The following is a 17,166-nucleotide window of genomic DNA, read 5'->3' on the forward strand; positions in this document are numbered from 1 at the left end:
TCGACACGCCTACCACACCCCGGTTCGCTCTACTCGAACGCCTGTTCTAGGATGTGCCGGGTACCACCCCATACCCGGGCAAGGAGACGACACCGACGATGACCGTGGATGCCTTGACACGCACTGACGCCGTGTCCGAAGAAGCGGCTACCGAAGCGCCCGTCGACTCGACGCCGCAGGCGGAGACGGCCGAAGCCCCTGCCGAGGCCAAGACCGAGACTCCGGAAACCCCGGAGACCCCCACCGAAGACGCCACCGACGGCGCGGTGGAATCCCCCAAGCCCAAGCGTGGCCGCCCGAAGGTCGCCACGACGGCGAAGAAGACCCGCACCGTCGAGCTGACCCTCACGGTCACCGGCACCGCCGACGGCGAGTGGCAGGCCGAGCTCAAGAACGGCGCCAAGTGGGTCGCGAAGGGCCTGGAGATCCCGGCCGCGGCCGTGTCCCGCGCCGCCAAGGAACTGCACGCCGACCTCTCGGGCCCGATCGACGAGGTCATCAACGCCGCCCGCGAGCTGCAGGCCGCGAAGGTCGCTCAGCTCGAAGCCGAGCTGGAGAAGGCGAAGCTGGCGCTGGCCGAGCTCGACGCGTAAGACTTTCCTCCCGACCGGGGCGGACGCTGGATATCAGTGTCCGCCCCGGTTTTTCATTCCGCGATCGGCGGCCGCGAAGGCAGTGGCGTCTTGAACTCGACCCACTGACTGTCCACGATGGCCTCGACGCTGTGCGGGACACCGCGCGGGTGGACGATCGTGCCGCCGGCTTCGAGGGTCACTTCCCGGCCGTCGAGTGTGCCGCGCAGCGAACCCGAAACCAGGTACACGATGCTGTCGTGATCGTGGCTGTGCACGGGAGAAGCGACGCCCGCCGGGTAGGCGATCTCGTACGCCAGCCCGCCTTCCGCCGTGGCGAGCGTCCGGAACCGGCCCTGTCCGCCGATCAGCGGCAGACCCTCCACTGTGGACATCGGCGACCAGGTCATCGCGCGGGCTCCATGGCCGCGGCCTCCTCCTCGCGGTCCGGGTCACGGGCGAGCACGACACCGATGACGCTCACCACCGCGGTCGCGAGCAGGTAGACGCCGATCGCGACCCAGGTGTCGAAGCCGGCCAGCAGCGCCGTGAACAGCAGCGGCGCGGGCGCCCCGCCGATCACGCCGGCGAGGGTGTACGCCAGCGAGCTGCCGGTGTAGCGCAGGCGCGGCGAGAACTGCTCGGTGACGAGCGCGGCCTGCGGGCCGTAGAGCGCGGCGTGGATGACCAGCGCGAGCACGATGCCGAGCGCCAGCATGAGGAACGAACCGCCGCTGACCATCGGGAAGAACACGAACGGCCAGATCCCGGCCGCGATGGTCGCGACCAGGTACATCTTGCGCCGCGAGACACGGTCCGAGAGCGCGCCGAACAACGGCATCAGCACCAGCTGGAACGCCGAACCGATCATCACCGCGGCCAGCCCGGCGCCACGGGAGAGGTCGGTGTGCGTGGTGACGTAGGTGAGGACGAAGACGGTGAACAGCGCGTACAACACGTCCGGGCAGACGCGGATCAGCACGGCCGCGACCAGCGCGCGGCGTTCGGTGCGGAAGACCTCGGAGATCGGCGCCGACGAACGCTCGCCGCGCTCCTGGATCTGCTTGAAGACCGGCGTCTCCTCCAGCTTGAGCCGGATCCACAGGCCGAAACCGACCAGCGCGCCGGAAAGCAGGAACGCGATCCGCCAGCCCCAGCTGTTGAACTGGGCCTCGGTGAGCAGCGCGGCCAGTACGGCGAGGACACCGTTGGCGAGCAGGTTGCCCGCGGGCGGGCCGATTTGGGCGGCGGACGCCCAGAAACCGCGTTTGGCCGGATCGCCGAACTCGCTGGAGAGCAGGACGGCGCCACCCCATTCGCCGCCGATGCCGACACCTTGCGCGAACCGCAGCGCCACGAGCAGCACCGCCGCGAAGCCGCCGATGTTCTCGTAGGTGGGCAGGACACCGATGAGGAACGTCGCCACCCCGGTGAGCACGAGCGTCATGACCAGGATCCGCTTGCGGCCGAGCACGTCGCCGAGGCGGCCGAAGAGGAATCCGCCGAGCGGCCGGGCGAGGTAGCCGACGGCGTAGGTGGAGAACGCCGCCATCGTGCTCGCGAGCTGATCTTCCGAGGGGAAGAAGAGATGCCCGAAGATCGTCGCGGCCGCCACCGAGTAGGCCGCGAAGTCGTACCACTCGAGCGCTGTTCCCGAGAGGCTGGCCGCGAAGGCCTTGTGCAGCGAACGCCGGTCACCGGCTGGTGAGGTCATGTCCACATCCCGTCCGTAGGAGATCCGCAACCCCGCCGGGAGGGGTTGAATTGCGGATATACTCCTTGTATACAAGCTGTATGCGCAACCCTCAATCTCGGAGGACAGATGCCTGAGCTGCGTTTCACCCTTCCCGGCGGCGAGGAGCGGCGAACCGAGGTCCACACGCTGCTGAACGCCGGATACGCCGGTCGCAGCCAGGAGGACGTCGCCGCCCATGTGGCCGAACTGGCCGAACTCGGCGTCCCCGCGCCTTCGGTGATCCCGGCGCTCTACCCGGTCGCGCCGTACCTGGCGAGCCAGACCGACGAGGTCCCGGTGCAGCACGAGCGGACCTCCGGCGAGGCCGAATGGGCCATCGTCATCACCGGCCCCGCGCCCGAGGACGTCCTCCTGACCGCCGCCTGCGACCACACCGACCGCGCGCTCGAAGCGCACGGCGTCGCGTGGAGCAAGAACGCCGGCCCCGACGTGCTCGCCGCCAAGGCCTGGCGCCTCGTCGACGTCCAGGACCGGCTCGACGACCTCACGCTTTCGGCTTGGGCCGGGGAAACCCTGATCCAGCAAGGAAAACTCGCGGAGCTGCTGCCGCCGTCGTACTGGCTGGACGTGCTGCGCGAGCGTGACCTCTACGCCCCGGGCACCGTGCTGATCTCGGGGACCATCCCGATGGTGCACGGCGTCGACCAGTTCGCCGATTCCTGGCGGGTGGAACTGGGCGACCCGGCGACCGGCGAGACGATCGAACTCGCCTACACCGTGCGGCGGCTGCCCGAACCGATCGGCTGAAGCAGTTCGCCGACGAAGACGCGGTACTCGTCCTTCATCGGCAACTCACGCTCCACGCGGACGCGGCGGCGGGTCGCGGGGACCTCGATCTCGCGCACCGGATCGAATCCGGTGCGCTCGTAGGATTCCCAGTACAGCCCGACGCCGCGTCGCTGCCAGGCGGGCACTTCGGTGAAGTTGACGCCATGCGCGTAAAGCAGCTCGTTCTTCTCGGGGATACCCGCGCCGTCCAAGACGTCTCCCGCTTCCCGCGCCGATTTCCCCGCCTTGCGCAAGATCCAGTAGCACCAGCCGTTGAGCGCGCAGCGTGTCGCGTCCGCTTGACGCCATGAGAAATAGTCGACGACGTCGTCCGCCGTCGTGCCGAGCCAAACCCGGCCGTCGAAATGCGCGGGCACTCCGGCCGCGTGCGTGAACGCCGCCGACGCGATCCCGGCGGAGATCGACACGAGCTTCTCGACACCCCTTCCGAACAGGTCGGCGGCGGGATCGAGCAGGATCGAGATCTCGTCGCTCTCGGTGTAGACGTACGGCGCGGCGAAGTCCGCCATCAAGGCCTTGGCCGCCTCGACCATGCACTCGCTGAACCGGGGATCGAAGGGCTTCTCGAACCGCGCTTCGGTGAACTTGGAGAACCCGCGGCCGTCCACGCGGAGCACAGTCCACGATCCCGGCGGGACGGTCAGGCCGTGGAACCACTCGCGTTCGCGTTGCCGCGCCTCGAAACCGCCGGATTCCACGGTCACCCCCGTTCCACGACGAAACCACCCTCACCGTCGAATCCGACGGTGTACAGCTCATCGAAACCATCCTCGGCGCCAGGTCGCCTGAGGCGTTTCAGCGTCGCATACAGACCGACGTCGGGCACCCGGGTTTTCCCTTTCCTGAGCGCATTGCGCCCGTGGGACCCGGCGAGGTCGGGCGGGAACCAGTAGCCGCGCACCCGCGCGCCGTACCGCCTGGCGACCTCGACCAGCGGCGCCCATTCCTCCGGCGAGGGGTTGGTGTTGTCCACGACCACCGAACGGCCGTCCTCGAGCGCTTCGGCCAGCATCCGCAGTTGCCGGACCTGGGGACGCCGGGCGTTGGGGAAGGTGTCCTTGCTGACATGGACGTGTGTGCTCGCGAACTCCCGGCGGAAGAACGTCGTCTTCCCGGACGCCTGGAGCCCGATCAGGATCACCACCTCTGCCACGGACTGAACCTAGCCGATGGGTTAGGTAAGGCAATAGTCAATAAGGATTGCCTCTATTTACCGAAACGGCCTTCGCTCGCCGGATACCGTTCTTTGTGTTTCACTGAAAAGGTGACCGAGACCGTATCGACCGCACATCCGCACGAGCCGCACGCGGATCTGGGCGGCAAGCTGAACTGGCTTCGCGCCGGGGTTCTCGGCGCGAACGACGGGATCGTTTCGGTGGCGGGCATCGTGGTCGGCGTCGCGGGCGCGACCACCGACTCCACCGTGATCGCGACCGCGGGAATCGCCGGACTGGTCGCGGGCGCCCTTTCGATGGCGGGCGGCGAATACGTGTCGGTGAGCACCCAGCGCGACACCGAACGCGCCCAGTTGCGGCTGGAAAAGCGTGAACTGAAAGAGATGCCGGAGGCCGAGGAACGGGAACTCGCGGAAATCTACGAGGAGAAGGGGCTCTCTCCGGAACTCGCCGCCGAGGTCGCCCGCGAACTGACCGAAAAGGACGCGCTCCAGGCGCACGCCGAAGCCGAACTCGGCATCGATCCGGACAATCTGACCAGCCCTTGGCAGGCGGCGTGGGCCTCGTTCGTGGCGTTCACCGTCGGCGCGCTCCTGCCGCTGCTGTCGATCGTGTGGACGCCGACCTCGGCGCGGGTCTGGGCGTGCGCGTCGGCGGTGGTGGTCGGCCTGGCGCTGACCGGGTTCGTCAGCGCGAAACTCGGCGACGCCCGCGTCGGCCGCGCGCTCGCGCGGAACGTCGGCGTCGGCGCGCTGACGATGCTGGTGACCTACTACGTCGGCGTGCTGTTCGGCGTCAGCGTGGGCTGAACCGGCGCAGAGAGGCGTCCGTGCCCAGCTCCGCGCGGGCGGCCGGGTTCTCCACGTAGAACCGCACCAGGTGATAGACCACGGTCGGGTCGAGCGCGAACGACGTCGTGTCGATCTCGATCATCGGCGCGGGCGGCAGCTTGTCGAGCTGCCAGATCCCGCCGAGCCGCCGCTTGTCCCATGGCGCGTTGGTGTAGGCGATCACCAGCACTTCGGGCGTTCCGTTGTACGCGGCCTTCGCCCCGGCGAACGCCTCCCACGGCAGGAACGACGAAAAGGCCCTCCCGCGCTGGAAAATCCCCTGCCGAGCCAGGACGACCCGGCCGCGCTGCAACCGGCCCGCCACCACGAAGACGAGGAAACTCGAGAAGAACAAGGCGGCGAGCCCCATCAACGCCGCTCCGACCGGTGCCGCCGGCACCTCTTCGCCCGCCGACAGGAAGTCCCAGACGCCCAGCGCGCAGAGGGCCGTCAGGCAGACCATCAGCAGTGTCAGGACGGTGAAGGCCGCTTGCGAGTAGCGGATTTCGGTGGCCGGGTGCCCGTCGTAGGTGGTGATCGCGATGTCGGCATGGCGATGCCCGGGACGGATCCTCGTCACCAGCCCGTACACCGCTGTGAGCAGGAACAACGCCGCGAGCAGGAGGGCGTACTTCAGCGCCCCGGCCTTGCCGATCGCGACGAACCCGAACCCGACGGGCACACAAGCGACCCCGAGGAGCACCACGAAGACCAGCGCCGCCTTGTACTTCCCGCCGTCACCGGGCGGCCATTCCGCGGGTCGCTCGCCGAGGTCAGAAGATGGCATCCCACGCGTCCTTGGCGAGTCCGCCGATGGCCTTGCCCGCATCGCCCACAGCTTCGGCCCCGTCCTCGATCGCTCCGCCAACGTCGCCGATCCCGTTCGTCCACAGGGAATCGACCATGCCCGACGCGAATACACCTACCACAGCACCGCCGATGGCACCGACCGCCGTTCCGACGACGGGCACCGGGATCAGGGTGCCGATCGCCGCGCCGGCGGCCACCGAGGCGCCGAAACCGACGCCACCGGAAACGATCGCCTGCGCGGCCGGTTTGCCGTTGGCGATGTCGTAGGCGACCCCGGCGACGGCGAGCGCGCCACCCGCTCGAAGGCCCCACTTGGCCGCGTTGGCGTCGGTGTTCTTCGCCGCGGCCGCGACGTCGTCCGCCTGCTGGGCAGCGGTCCGTCCGAGGTCGACATCGCGATAGATCTGCGACGCGGGGGTCCCCGCCGGCGCGGTTCGCGCCCGCTCCAGGAACTTCGCGGATTCCTCGGAAAGGAACTTCGCCTGTTTGCCGAGAATCGACGAATGTTTGGCGGCGAGTGTCCCGGCGGCGCCGCTGGTGAGGTCGCCGACCACGAGGAACCACTTCTGCGTGACGTCCTGCCAGACGTTCTTCAGCGTGTCACCCGCGAGTTTCGCGATGTGGCTCGCGGCGTCGGACTCGGTCTTGGCCGTGTTGTACGCCTTGACCTTGGCCGCGTGCGCGTTCGACGCGGTGACGGCGTCGTCGTGCGCCTTCACGGCGTCCGGCGTGGCGGCCTCGCCGGTGGGTGCCGCGCCGGGCGCGGACGGGCCCTTGCCCGGATCCTCGATGACGTCGCCGTTCACCGTGAGCCCGGCGGCGGCGGCGCGTTTCCGGACCCCGCGCATGTCTTCCTGGGCGCGGTGGAGGTCCGCGGCGTAAGTGTCGAAGTTCTGCGCGGCCGTCTTGGCCGCGGCGGACAACTGGTCGGTCTTTTCGGCACCGGTGGTCATCTTGGCGCGGAAGGCCTGGCCGCCCTCGCCGCCCCATCCGGCGTCCGCGCTGTTCCTCGCGTGGTAGATCTGCGTCGCCGCGTCCGAAACGCTTTTCGCCAGCGAGTCGCGCAGCCAATGGCCCGCGCCGCGGACGCTTTCGGGATTTCCCTCGATCTTCGTGTCGATCCCCATGGTCAACGCCCCCCGGCCGCTTTACGGACGTCTTCTCCCGCGGCGTGGTCCTGCTCGCGGTAGCCCTTGTTCGCCGAAGCGACGTCGTCGCCGGCACCGGCCGCGCCGAGCACCAGGGCACTCGCGTTCTCGACGAAATGGGCGAGGATGCCGACGACCGCGGGCGTACCGACTCCCGCGTCGGGAGTGCCGGGGACCGAGTTACCCAGCTTGTCGACGTCGGAACTGGCGTTGCGCAGTTTGCTCGCGATGCCGTCGAGGACGTCGTGATCGACCTTCGGCCCGGTCACGCCGCCCCCTCCTGCCGTTTGTCCTCGGGAATCACGACGTCGAGCAGCAGCAGCTGAAAGGGCTGCGCCTTCTGCAACGCATCGAGCCCGGGTGTCGGCATGACGATCCACGGCTGATGGGGACCACAGCAATCGTGCAGGCGATCGAGCGCGGAATAGGCGAGGAGCGCGACCCTGCCGTCTCTCGTCGTGCGCATGGCGACGCGCGCCTCAGTGGCGTCGGCCACCGCTTCCATACAGGGCAGGTACACGACCGGCGGGAATTCCCGCGGGATCGGCTTGCTTTCCGGCTGTGCGTTTTCGGGACTGGTCATTTCGTCAACCCTGATGGTCCGTTTTGCGTCGTCCATGGCGATCGTCTCAGTTCGTCGGCTTTGACGCAGTTCGGCGCCGTGGGGTTCCCGGACCGGAATGGACGAAGGCCCCCTTCCCGCGTTGTGCGCCGGAAGAGGGCCTTCATCAGGTGAATCGGAGCGTCTAGTGAACGCCCTTCATCAGCTTGCGGATCATCGGCGTCGCCACCAGGAGCGCCACACCGACCACGATGGCCACTCCGCCGACGATGCTGAAGTACGGCGCTTCGTTCTCCACCGAGTAGTACTCGGCGAGTTTTCCGGACATCGCCGTACCGAGCGAAATGGACAGGAAGTTCAGCGCCACCATCTGCGTCCGGAACGCCTCCGGCGCGAGTTTGGTCGACAGCGAAAGGCCGACCGGCGAAAGCATCAGTTCCGCCATGGTGAACACGAACAGGATGCCCGCCAGCGCGAGCAGCGGGCTCGCGTTCTTGCCGCTGCCGACCATCGGGAGGAACAGCAGGAACGCCAAGCCCATGGTGACGGTGCCGAGGACGAACTTGATCGGCGAGGACGGCTGCTTGGGGCCGAGTTTCGTCCAGATCGCCGCGATCACCGGCGCGAACAGGATGATGAACACCGGGTTGATCGAGTTGACCCACGCCACCGGCATCTCCCAGCCGAAGATGGTGCGGTTCAACCGCTCGTCGGTGTAGGCGGCGACGACGGTGAACTGCTGCTGGTACAGCGAGAAGAACGCCGCGCTCGCGATGAACATCGGGATGAACGAGTACACCCTGGTGCGTTCGTCGGAGGTGATCTTCTTGCTGCTGATGATCACCACGAAGTAGATGACCGAGATGACCGCGACGGCCCCGACGACGATGTCGACCAGGTTCGCCGGGTTGATCACACCGAAGACCACCAGCAGGACGATCGCCGCGACACCCACCGCGGTGCCGCCGAGGACCAGCGGACGCCGGGAGGCGGGCAGCGGGTTGGGGATCTCGCTCGCCTTCTCGCCGAGGTTCTTGCGGCCGATCGTGTACTGGATCAGGCCGAGCGCCATGCCGACCGCGGCGAGCCCGAACCCGACGTGGAAACCGATCTCGCTCTGCGCGAGCCCGGTCAGCAGCGGCCCGACGAACCCACCGACGTTCACGCCCATGTAGAAGATCGTGAAACCGCCGTCACGACGCTCGTCACCTGGCGCGTACAGCGTCCCGACGATGGCGGTGGCGTTGGACTTCAGCCCGCCGCTGCCGACGGCCACGCAGACGAGGCCGACGCCGATGCCCGCGAGACCGGGCAGCACGGCGAGGCTGACGTGCCCGATCATGATCAGGATCGCGCTGTAGAACAGCGTCCGTTCGGAGCCGAGCACGCGGTCCGCGACCCAGGCGCCGATCACCGCCGACAGGTAGACCATGCCGCCGTACGCGCCGACGATGCCGAGCGCGGAGGCCTTCGGCAGCGCCAGGCCGCCCTGGCTGACTTCGTAGTAGAGGTAGATCGGGAGGATGCCGAGCATCCCGTAGAACGAGAAACGCTCCCACATCTCGACGCCGAAGAGGTTCGCGAGCCCTCGTGGGTGCCCGAAAAACCTCGTGTCTCGCTGGACCTCGGTAGAGGTACTCACCATGCCGTCCTTTGTGAAGACATCGTTGTCGGTTTCCGATTGACATGCTAGAAGCCCATCATGTGGACGGGACACCGACGTCCGCATGATCTCTGTGGCAGCTGTCATGAAAGCGAGATTTCCGCAGCTCGAGGTATTAAAATCGCGTCAAGGTGCGCCGGGAAGTCTGGTCGGCAACAGTGTTCGTCGTCGCCGAAAACCGGAGGATGCTTTGTCCGGACCCACCCGCCCCGCGAAAGCCGTCGCCGAATTCGCCCGCTACCTGCGCACGGAGACGACCGGCGGGATGATCCTGCTCGGCGCCACCGCGATCGCCCTGCTCTGGGCCAATTCGCCCATTGACGACGTTTATCGCGCGATCCGCGATTTCCGGCTCGGCCCCGAATTCCTCCACCTGAATCTGACGATCGGCGACTGGGCGAAAGACGGCCTGCTCGCGCTGTTCTTCTTCGTCGCGGGGCTCGAACTCAAACGCGAACTCGTGGTCGGTGAGCTCTCCCGGTTCAAACAGGCGATCCTGCCGGTGGTCGCCGCGTTCGGCGGCATGATCGTCCCGGCGCTGGTCGCGCTCGCCGTCGGCTGGGGAACGCCGGGCATCGAACGCGCGTGGGCCATCCCGGTCGCCACGGACATCGCGTTCGCGCTGGGCGTCCTCGCCCTGACCGCGTCGAACCTGCCGAGCAGCGCCAGGGTCTTCCTGCGCTCGCTCGCGGTGGTCGACGACCTCGGCGCGATCCTCGTCATCGCGATCCTGTTCACCGCGAAGTTCGACCTCGTCGCCGCGGGCGTCGCCGTCGTCGCGCTCGCGTTGTACGCGTACCTGCAGAAGCGCCGCGTCCGCAGCGCCTGGATCTACGTGCCGCTGGCCCTGATCACCTGGGTCGCGGTGCACTCGGCCGGCGTCCACGCCACCATCGCCGGCGTCGCGCTCGGCCTGCTCACCCGCGTCCGCGCCGACGAAGGCGAGGAGCACGCGCCCGCGATCCGGCTCGAACACCGGTTGCAGCCGTGGTCGGCCGCGGTCGCGGTGCCGCTGTTCGCGCTGTTCGCGGCCGGGATCAAGGTGGACGCCGAATCGCTCGGCGAGGTGTTCACCACGGCGTTGCCGCTGGCCATCCTGGTCGGGCTGGTCGGCGGGAAGCTGATCGGGATCTTCGGCGCCAGCCTGCTCGCGGTGAAGTTCAAACTCGCGGAGAAACCCAGGGGGATGGGCTGGCGGGACATCGGCGCGCTGTCGATGCTCGGCGGCGTCGGGTTCACGGTGAGCCTGCTGATCGCCGATCTCGCGCTCGACGGGGAGTCCGTCGAACTGGCGAAGGCGGCGGTGCTGATCGCTTCGGCCATCGCCTCGCTTTCGGCCGCCGCGATGCTCGTGCACCGCAGCCGCGTGCACGCGAAGGACGATTGAGAGCCCGACACTCGCCGGTCCGCCGCGCCCGTGATCGGGGCACGTGGCACGATGACCGGTGTGAGCAGCCCCAAGCACGAACGTACCGGCCCCGACGGCGTGGGGGCCGTGCCCTACCTCCCCCTGTCGAGCGATGACGACGTGGTAGCGAGCGAGCAGTCCCTCGGGAAACTCGTCGGCGATGCCACACAGCACGTTTCGACGCTGATCCGCGCCGAGGTCGAGCTGGCCAAGTCCGAAGTCGTCGCGGAGGCGAAGAAGGGCCTCAAGGGCGCCATCTTCTTCCTTGTCGCGCTGGTCATCGGCCTGTACAGCTCGTTCTTCTTCTTTTTCTTCCTCGGCGAACTGCTGTCGGAGTTCCTGCAGCGCTGGGCGGCGTTCCTGATCGTGTTCGGGCTGATGCTCGTCTCGACGGCGGTCGCGGGCTTCCTCGGCTACCGCAAGGTGAAGAAGATCAAGGCGCCGGAGCGCACGATCAACAGCTTCAAGGACACCGCCGCCGCGTTCAAGCCGCGTCACGGCGCCGAAGACCAAGACTGAGTCTTCGAGCGGTGCAGGCGACACCGGATCCGTCGATCGTCCGGATCGACGGCCCGTGGACCCATCGTGACGTCTCGGCGAACGGCATCCGGCTGCACGTCGCCGAACTCGGCGACGGGCCGGTGGTCCTGCTGCTGCACGGGTTCGCCGAGTTCTGGTGGACCTGGCACCACCAGCTGACGGCACTCGCCGACGCCGGTTTCCGCGCGATCGCGGTCGATCTGCGCGGCTACGGCGACTCGGACAAGCCCCCGCGCGGCTACGACGCGTGGACCTTGGCCGGTGACGTCGGCGGGCTGATCAAGTCGCTCGGCGCGCGCAAGGCCCATCTCGTCGGACATGCCTGGGGCGGCATGCTCGCGTGGACGGTCGGCGCGCTGCACCCCCGGCTGGTGTCTTCGGTCAGCGTGCTGGGCGGCGCGCATCCGCTGGCGTTGCGCCGGGCCGTCCGGCGGCCGGGACAGTTGCGCGCGTCGGGACATCTGTTCCGTTTCCAGTTGCCGATGGCGCCGGAAAAATGGCTGGTCAAGGACGAAGCGCTCGCCGTCGAAGAGCTGTTCCGCGCCTGGTCCGGTCCACAGTGGACGGACACGCCCGACTTCATCGAGACCGTGCGGACGTTCCGGCAGGCGATGCTCGTGCAGGGAGTGCCGCACAGCGCGCTCGAGTACTACCGATGGGCGTTCCGCGCGCAGTTCCGCGGCGAAGGCCGCCGGTTCAGCGAAGCACTGCAAGGCCGCTTCGCTCCCCGCGTGCTGCAACTGCACGGCGAGGAAGACCGATGCGTTCTACCCGAGACGGCGGCGTCGTCGCGGCGCTGGGCCCCGGACGCCCGTCTCGAGCGTTGGCCCGGCATCGGGCACTTCCCGCATCTGGAGGCCCCGGAGCGCACATCGGCGGCACTGCTGGACTTCCTCCGTATCTTGGAGGCATGACCGAGCGCAAACCGACGGGCGTGTCGTTCGAGTCCTGGGTGGACCGGCAGGTCCGCGCCGCGGAGGCGAAGGGCGAGTTCGACGACCTTCCCGGCGCGGGGAAACCGCTGCCGAAGACCGACGGCGACGACACGGCTCTGGCCTGGGTGGTGAACAAGGTCCGCGCCGAAGGGCACGACGTTTCGGCACTGCTGCCGCCGTCGCTGACCATCGCGAAGGAACTCGACGACCTGCCGGACACGCTGGCGCGGGTGCGCCGTGAGGCACGGGTGCGGGAGATCGTCGAGGACCTGAACGAACGGATCCGCGCCGAGCACCGGCGTCCGGCGGGCGGCCCGGTGTTGCGGGCACGGCCGATGGACGTGGAGGAGACCGTCGCTTCCTGGCGCGAAGGCCTCTCGTCAGGCTCCTGATTCACCCTCCGCACGGGCTCAGTTCGCGCAGGGGCCGGTCGACGCGTTCGCGCTCAACGCCGGTGCCGTGTCCACCACCGGCCGCACCTGCTCCGAAGTCAGCGTGAAGCCGGTCTCCGGGTCTTCGACGGCCGCGCCGAAGACGACCCCGATGACCTCGCCCTCGGGATTGATCATCGGCCCGCCCGAGTTGCCGCTGCGGACCTGCCCGCGCACGGTGAACACGTCCCGCTGCACGGTGTTGGACTCGTAGATGTCCGGCCCCCGCAGGTTGATCCGGCCGCGCACTCTGGCGGACGTCGCGGTGTACGGGCCGTCGAGCGGGTAGCCGAGCACGATCGCGTCGTCGCCCGCCCGCGCGACCTGCTGTTTGAAGGGGAGCACCGGCGCCTGAAGCCTCGGCACCGCGAGCACGGCCACGTCGGCCTCGGGGTCGAAGTAGACGACCCTGGCCGGGAACTTGCCCGAAGTCGACTCGATGGCGACTTCGTCGGTCCCCGCGACGACGTGCGCGTTCGTCATCACGCGCTGCGGCGCGACGACGAATCCGCTGCCCTCCAGCGCCCGCGAGCACGAAGTCGCGTTCCCGCGGATCTTCACGACGCTGCGGTGCACCTGTTTGACGATCGCGCTCGCCTGCAATGCGGTGTCCGGCGGGCTGGTGTCCTGGACGTTCGGCTTCTGGAACGGGTCCACAATGGACGGGAAGCCCGACGCGTCGAGCAGTTTGCGCAGTTCGCTCGGGAAGCCCTGCGCCGCGTCCGGCATGACGTTGTTGACCTCGCCGAGCACGACCGAGCTGTTGATCGACTTCGCCAGCCCAGGCACTCCCGAGACGGCCGTGAGCGGCGTCGCGATCAGCCACGCGACCACGAACACCACGGCGGCCTGCACCACCGCGCCGAGTGTCTTGTCGACCCCGGAAAGCTTGTCCGGGTTGATCTTCTGCCGCAGTTTCCGGCCGGTCCAGACCCCGAGGGTCTCGCCGAGCGCGACCAGGAACACCACGGTCGCCACCGCGAAGGCGACCTTCGCCGCCGGATGTTCGAAGAGTTCGACGATCAGCGGTGCGATCTTGATCCCCGCCAGCGCGCCGAGCACCACTCCGACCAGCGAAGGAAGGGCGATGATCACCCCCTGGAACGCGCCGGACACGCCCGCCAGGAGCGCGAGGAGGATCACCAGTACGTCGACCCAGTTCACCGGCGCCTACTCCTTCTCCGGCACTTGCCGCCCGTCGACCCGCGCCTGATGTTCGGCCAACGCTACGTCAAGGTCCCGGACGTCGCCGTGGTCCCAGTCCCGTTCCCAGCCACCGAGCGACAACGTCATCGCCAGCAGGCCACCCGTGAAACCCCAGACGAAAAGCCCGCCCACGTCGAACGCGGGCCCCTTCCAGTCGTACCCCTTGCGCGTCACCTGGAACCGGTTGGCCGGGTCGGTGAGTTCCGCGACCGGCACCCTCGCCACCGCCGCCGTCTCGCCGGGATCGACGGCGTGCACCGGGGACGGTGTCCGCCAGTAGGCGAGCACCGGCGTCACGGCGAAGGCGGACACCGGCACGAACAGTTCCGGGAAGATCGCCACCGGCAGCACGCCCGCGGGTTCGACGCCGGTCTCCTCCTCCGCCTCGCGCAACGCGGTGCCGACCGGCCCGTCGTCGTCCGGCTCGGCGCCCCCACCGGGGAAGGAGACCTGGCCCGCGTGCGAGCCGAGGGTGTCGGCGCGGCGCTGGAGCAGCACGTCCGGCCCCTGCGGGCCCTCGCCGAAGAGCATCAGGACGGACGCGGACCGGTAGCTCGCGTCCGGTGGCACGCTGAACCGGCTGAAGGTCGCCGCGTCGAGGTCCCCACTGATCTTGACCAGCGGCTGCAACCAGGCGGGCACGGCGTCGGTGTCCACGAGGGGGCCGGTCATGGTTTCCCTTCCACAGCGGCGCGCACCTGGTCAGTGTTCACGAAGACACGTGGGTTCTCGATGAGCCGGACATCGCCACCCGCCGTGACCAGGTACGTCGCGGGGAGGGAGGAAGGGACCTTTAGTGCCGTCCGCACCGGGCCCGACTGTCCGTCACCGTCGAACACCGACGGCAGCCGGACGCCCAGATCGCTCAGCATCGCCAGCCCGTCGGCCCCGGAGCTCGCGACCTGGACGAGGAGCACGCGGGCGGCGCCGGGCGACGCGGCGTACTCCTGGAGCAACGGCAGTTCGGCGCGGCACGGCTCGCACCACGACGCCCACAGGTTGACCAGCACGGGACCGCCCGAGAGCACCTTGGCGAGGTCGACCCGGGAGCCGTCGCCGAGACATTCGACGTCGACCCCGCGCAGCTTCGCCACCTCGCCCGGCCCGGGCGGCGGGCAGGGAGCGAGCGCGGCCTTCGCACGGGCTGCCGTGAGATCCCCCGACGTCTTGGCGGGCTCCTGGCCGTCACGGGTGGTGAGCAACGCGACGATCAGGGCCACCACCAGCACGGCGGCACCGAGCGCCAGTTTGGTGACCCTGGTCACCGGCGCGCCGCCAGGTCGAGGATGTGTTCGCGCTCTTCGCCCTTGACCAGCTTCGCGGCCTCTTCGAACTCCGTCGGGCCGGTTCCGTACGAGGGGCACATCTTGGCCAGCGGACAGGCGCCACAGGCGGGTTTGCGGGCGTGGCAGACGCGACGGCCGTGGAAGATCGTCCGGTGCGACAGGAGCGTCCACTCCTTGCGCGGGATCAGCTCGCCGACGGCGTGCTCGACCTTGACCGGGTCCTCCTCCTCGGTCCAGCCCCAGCGGCGGACCAGGCGGCCGAAATGGGTGTCGACGGTGATCCCGGGGACCCCGAAGGCGTCGCCGAGTACGACGTTGGCCGTCTTGCGGCCGACACCGGGCAACGTGACGAGGTCCTTCAGCTTGCCGGGCACTTCGCCGTCGTAGCGCTCCACCAGGGCGGCGCCCAGCCCCATCACCGAGTTCGCCTTGGCGCGGAAGAACCCCGTCGGCCGGAGGTACTCCTCGAGCTCGGCGCGATCGGCGCCGGCGTAGTCGGCGGCGGTCCGATAGCGCGCGAAGAGCGCGGGCGTGACCTGATTCACGCGGACGTCGGTGGTCTGTGCCGACAGCACGACCGCGACCAGCAGTTCGAGCGGGTTGGTGAAGTCAAGCTCACAGTGCGCGTCGGGGAACTCGTCGTCGAGGCAACGCTTCATCCGCCTGGCGCGTCTCACCAATGCGAGCCGGCTTTCACCCGCACCCCCCGCACGGGGGGCATTGGTGGGGGCAGGAGGCACCCCGATAGCCTACGGGCGCCATCGGACGAGCCAGTGGGGAGCACCCGCCGGTCGACGGCCGACACGCCAGAACACCACCTCGGCGCTTCGATCGAGGACGCCATGAGCGAGGATCTGGAGTAATGCACAACTTTTCGGAATTCCCGGGGCAGGGCGCATGACCGTCTGGTTCGTCATCCTCGTTCCCTTGGTGATCATGTTCTTCGCGCTGTTCATGGAACGCGTGGAGACCCGGCTCAAGCACGTCGCGGTGCAGGAGAACGAAGTCGAGGAGTTCCTCGAGCAGGCACAGCCCAACGAGGTCAGGGCCCTTTACGGGCACGGCATCGGGCGCGCGCTCGAGCTTTTCCGGCTGCGCAGGCTCGGCGGGAAGGCGGCCAGGCTTCGCGCGCGGCGCGTGCGGAGTTAGGCTCCACGTTCGAGCGAGATCGTTCCAGGCACGCGCGCACGTTCGGCGTGCCGACGAGCGATCTCGCGCGCACGACCTAGACTGACGCGAAAAGTGATCGACGACACGGTCCTCGGCAGATGAGGATCGACGTCGTATCTCGATGAGGAGGCACCCGAGGTGGACGAAACCCTGGCCCGAGCGGGCATTTTCCAGGGTGTTGAGCCGGCAGCCGCCGAGGCGCTGGCACAGACCTTGGAATCCGTGGAGTTCCCTCGCGGGCATGTCATCTTCAACGAGGGTGAACCCGGCGACAAGCTTTACATCATCCAGTCCGGCAAGGTGAAGATCGGCCGCAAGTCACCTGACGGCCGCGAGAACCTGCTTGGCATCTTCGGCCCGTCCGACATGTTCGGCGAGCTGTCCATTTTCGACCCCGGCCCCCGGACGTCCAGCGCGACGACCGTGACCGAGGTCCGCGCGGTGACGATGGACCGCCCGGCGCTGCGGCAGTGGATCTCCACCCGTCCGGAGATCGCCGAGCAGTTACTGCGTGTGGTCGCCCGCAGGCTGCGCCGGACGAACAACATGGTCGCCGAGCTGATCTTCACCGACGTCCCCGGACGCGTGGCGCGCGCGCTGCTGCAGCTCGCGCAGCGGTTCGGCAGCCAGGAAGCCGGTCTGCTGCGGGTCACCCACGACCTGACGCAGGAAGAGATCGCCCAGTACGTCGGCGCTTCGCGCGAGACCGTCAACAAGGCTCTCGCCGACTTCGCGCACCGTGGCTGGCTGCGACTCGAAGGCAAGAGCGTCCTGATCCTGGACCCGGAGCGCCTGGCCCGCCGCGCCCGCTAGTCCCTTGCTTCACGCGCAATGAAGGGGCCTTTCATCGCAAATTTTGCGATGAAAGGCCCCTTCATTGCATCT

The 17,166-nt window shown here is 68.5% G+C and carries 22 protein-coding genes; 9 read left to right on the top strand and 13 right to left on the bottom strand.

Features of this window, described 5'->3' with window-relative positions:
• Nucleotides 1-98 precede the first annotated feature (98 nt).
• Nucleotides 99-593, top strand: a complete 495-nt coding sequence (locus DL990_RS00600) for a DUF6319 family protein (RefSeq protein WP_125786229.1) — start codon at nt 99-101, stop codon at nt 591-593.
• A 53-nt stretch (nt 594-646) separates the two neighbouring features.
• Here DL990_RS00600 and DL990_RS00605 read toward each other — a convergent pair whose 3' ends face one another.
• Both DL990_RS00605 and DL990_RS00610 read right to left on the bottom strand, forming a co-directional pair.
• On the bottom strand, nt 647-982 hold the full coding sequence (locus tag DL990_RS00605; RefSeq protein ID WP_125786230.1) for a cupin domain-containing protein: 336 nt from the start codon (nt 980-982) through the stop codon (nt 647-649).
• Nucleotides 979-2,286 (bottom strand): MFS transporter, encoded by a 1,308-nt coding sequence (locus DL990_RS00610; protein WP_125786231.1) that lies wholly within the window; start codon nt 2,284-2,286, stop codon nt 979-981. The genes DL990_RS00605 and DL990_RS00610 overlap by 4 nt, the downstream gene beginning before the upstream one ends.
• A gap of 108 nt (nt 2,287-2,394) precedes the next feature.
• On the opposite strand from DL990_RS00610, the gene DL990_RS00615 reads away from it, so the two are divergent.
• Complete coding sequence (locus DL990_RS00615) at nt 2,395-3,075, top strand: DUF2848 domain-containing protein (protein ID WP_125786232.1); 681 nt, start codon at nt 2,395-2,397, stop codon at nt 3,073-3,075.
• Here the strand turns inward: DL990_RS00615 and DL990_RS00620 are convergent.
• Nucleotides 3,039-3,821, bottom strand: coding sequence for a tRNA(His) guanylyltransferase Thg1 family protein (locus DL990_RS00620; protein WP_233620355.1), 783 nt, complete (start codon nt 3,819-3,821; stop codon nt 3,039-3,041). The genes DL990_RS00615 and DL990_RS00620 overlap by 37 nt on opposite strands.
• Nucleotides 3,818-4,270: an ATP-binding protein gene (locus DL990_RS00625; protein ID WP_125786233.1), complete on the bottom strand. Its 453-nt coding sequence runs from the start codon at nt 4,268-4,270 to the stop codon at nt 3,818-3,820. The genes DL990_RS00620 and DL990_RS00625 overlap by 4 nt, the downstream gene beginning before the upstream one ends.
• A 111-nt stretch (nt 4,271-4,381) precedes the next feature.
• Between DL990_RS00625 and DL990_RS00630 the strand changes: the two genes are divergently transcribed.
• Complete coding sequence (locus DL990_RS00630) at nt 4,382-5,101, top strand: VIT family protein (protein ID WP_125786234.1); 720 nt, start codon at nt 4,382-4,384, stop codon at nt 5,099-5,101.
• Here the strand turns inward: DL990_RS00630 and DL990_RS00635 are convergent.
• The 5 genes from DL990_RS00635 to DL990_RS00655 form a co-directional block, all read right to left on the bottom strand.
• Complete coding sequence (locus DL990_RS00635; RefSeq protein WP_125797602.1) at nt 5,088-5,909, bottom strand: hypothetical protein; 822 nt, start codon at nt 5,907-5,909, stop codon at nt 5,088-5,090. The genes DL990_RS00630 and DL990_RS00635 overlap by 14 nt on opposite strands.
• Nucleotides 5,896-7,059, bottom strand: a complete 1,164-nt coding sequence (locus DL990_RS00640; RefSeq protein ID WP_125786236.1) for a hypothetical protein — start codon at nt 7,057-7,059, stop codon at nt 5,896-5,898. Before DL990_RS00640 ends, DL990_RS00635 begins: the two co-directional genes overlap by 14 nt.
• Nucleotides 7,060-7,061: 2 nt before the next feature.
• Nucleotides 7,062-7,349: a hypothetical protein gene (locus DL990_RS00645; RefSeq protein ID WP_125786237.1), complete on the bottom strand. Its 288-nt coding sequence runs from the start codon at nt 7,347-7,349 to the stop codon at nt 7,062-7,064.
• The gene (locus DL990_RS00650) at nt 7,346-7,663 is read right to left on the bottom strand and encodes an SAV_915 family protein (protein WP_125786238.1); all 318 of its coding nucleotides are present in this window, start codon (nt 7,661-7,663) and stop codon (nt 7,346-7,348) included. The genes DL990_RS00645 and DL990_RS00650 overlap by 4 nt, the downstream gene beginning before the upstream one ends.
• Nucleotides 7,664-7,826: 163 nt before the next feature.
• A complete protein-coding gene (locus DL990_RS00655; protein WP_199746172.1) occupies nt 7,827-9,287 on the bottom strand; it encodes a peptide MFS transporter in 1,461 nt (486 codons plus the stop codon).
• A 208-nt stretch (nt 9,288-9,495) separates the two neighbouring features.
• Between DL990_RS00655 and nhaA the strand changes: the two genes are divergently transcribed.
• Genes nhaA through DL990_RS00675 form a run of 4 tightly spaced genes read left to right on the top strand, consistent with a single transcriptional unit; the run spans nt 9,496 to nt 12,580 of the window.
• Nucleotides 9,496-10,692, top strand: coding sequence for a Na+/H+ antiporter NhaA (gene nhaA / locus DL990_RS00660; RefSeq protein ID WP_125797603.1), 1,197 nt, complete (start codon nt 9,496-9,498; stop codon nt 10,690-10,692).
• A gap of 51 nt (nt 10,693-10,743) precedes the next feature.
• On the top strand, nt 10,744-11,232 hold the full coding sequence (locus DL990_RS00665) for a phage holin family protein (RefSeq protein ID WP_125786241.1): 489 nt from the start codon (nt 10,744-10,746) through the stop codon (nt 11,230-11,232).
• An 11-nt stretch (nt 11,233-11,243) separates the two neighbouring features.
• The gene (locus DL990_RS00670; RefSeq protein WP_125797604.1) at nt 11,244-12,167 is read left to right on the top strand and encodes an alpha/beta fold hydrolase; all 924 of its coding nucleotides are present in this window, start codon (nt 11,244-11,246) and stop codon (nt 12,165-12,167) included.
• A complete protein-coding gene (locus DL990_RS00675; protein ID WP_125797605.1) occupies nt 12,164-12,580 on the top strand; it encodes a DUF1992 domain-containing protein in 417 nt (138 codons plus the stop codon). The genes DL990_RS00670 and DL990_RS00675 overlap by 4 nt, the downstream gene beginning before the upstream one ends.
• A gap of 18 nt (nt 12,581-12,598) precedes the next feature.
• Here DL990_RS00675 and DL990_RS00680 read toward each other — a convergent pair whose 3' ends face one another.
• Genes DL990_RS00680 through nth form a run of 4 tightly spaced genes read right to left on the bottom strand, consistent with a single transcriptional unit; the run spans nt 12,599 to nt 15,770 of the window.
• Entirely contained in the window at nt 12,599-13,783 is a 1,185-nt protein-coding gene (locus DL990_RS00680) for a MarP family serine protease (RefSeq protein ID WP_125786244.1), read from the bottom strand.
• A gap of 6 nt (nt 13,784-13,789) precedes the next feature.
• Nucleotides 13,790-14,497, bottom strand: coding sequence for a CoA pyrophosphatase (locus DL990_RS00685; protein WP_125797606.1), 708 nt, complete (start codon nt 14,495-14,497; stop codon nt 13,790-13,792).
• On the bottom strand, nt 14,494-15,090 hold the full coding sequence (locus DL990_RS00690; protein ID WP_125797607.1) for a TlpA disulfide reductase family protein: 597 nt from the start codon (nt 15,088-15,090) through the stop codon (nt 14,494-14,496). Before DL990_RS00690 ends, DL990_RS00685 begins: the two co-directional genes overlap by 4 nt.
• Nucleotides 15,087-15,770, bottom strand: coding sequence for an endonuclease III (nth, locus tag DL990_RS00695; RefSeq protein WP_125797608.1), 684 nt, complete (start codon nt 15,768-15,770; stop codon nt 15,087-15,089). The genes DL990_RS00690 and nth overlap by 4 nt, the downstream gene beginning before the upstream one ends.
• 238 nt (nt 15,771-16,008) lie before the next feature.
• On the opposite strand from nth, the gene DL990_RS00700 reads away from it, so the two are divergent.
• Nucleotides 16,009-16,260: a hypothetical protein gene (locus DL990_RS00700; protein WP_005166943.1), complete on the top strand. Its 252-nt coding sequence runs from the start codon at nt 16,009-16,011 to the stop codon at nt 16,258-16,260.
• A 159-nt stretch (nt 16,261-16,419) separates the two neighbouring features.
• Nucleotides 16,420-17,094 (top strand): Crp/Fnr family transcriptional regulator, encoded by a 675-nt coding sequence (locus tag DL990_RS00705; protein ID WP_003081747.1) that lies wholly within the window; start codon nt 16,420-16,422, stop codon nt 17,092-17,094.
• Nucleotides 17,095-17,166 lie beyond the last annotated feature (72 nt).

Source organism: Amycolatopsis sp. WAC 01416 (assembly GCF_003947485.1).
In the GTDB taxonomy this organism is placed as follows: domain Bacteria; phylum Actinomycetota; class Actinomycetes; order Mycobacteriales; family Pseudonocardiaceae; genus Amycolatopsis.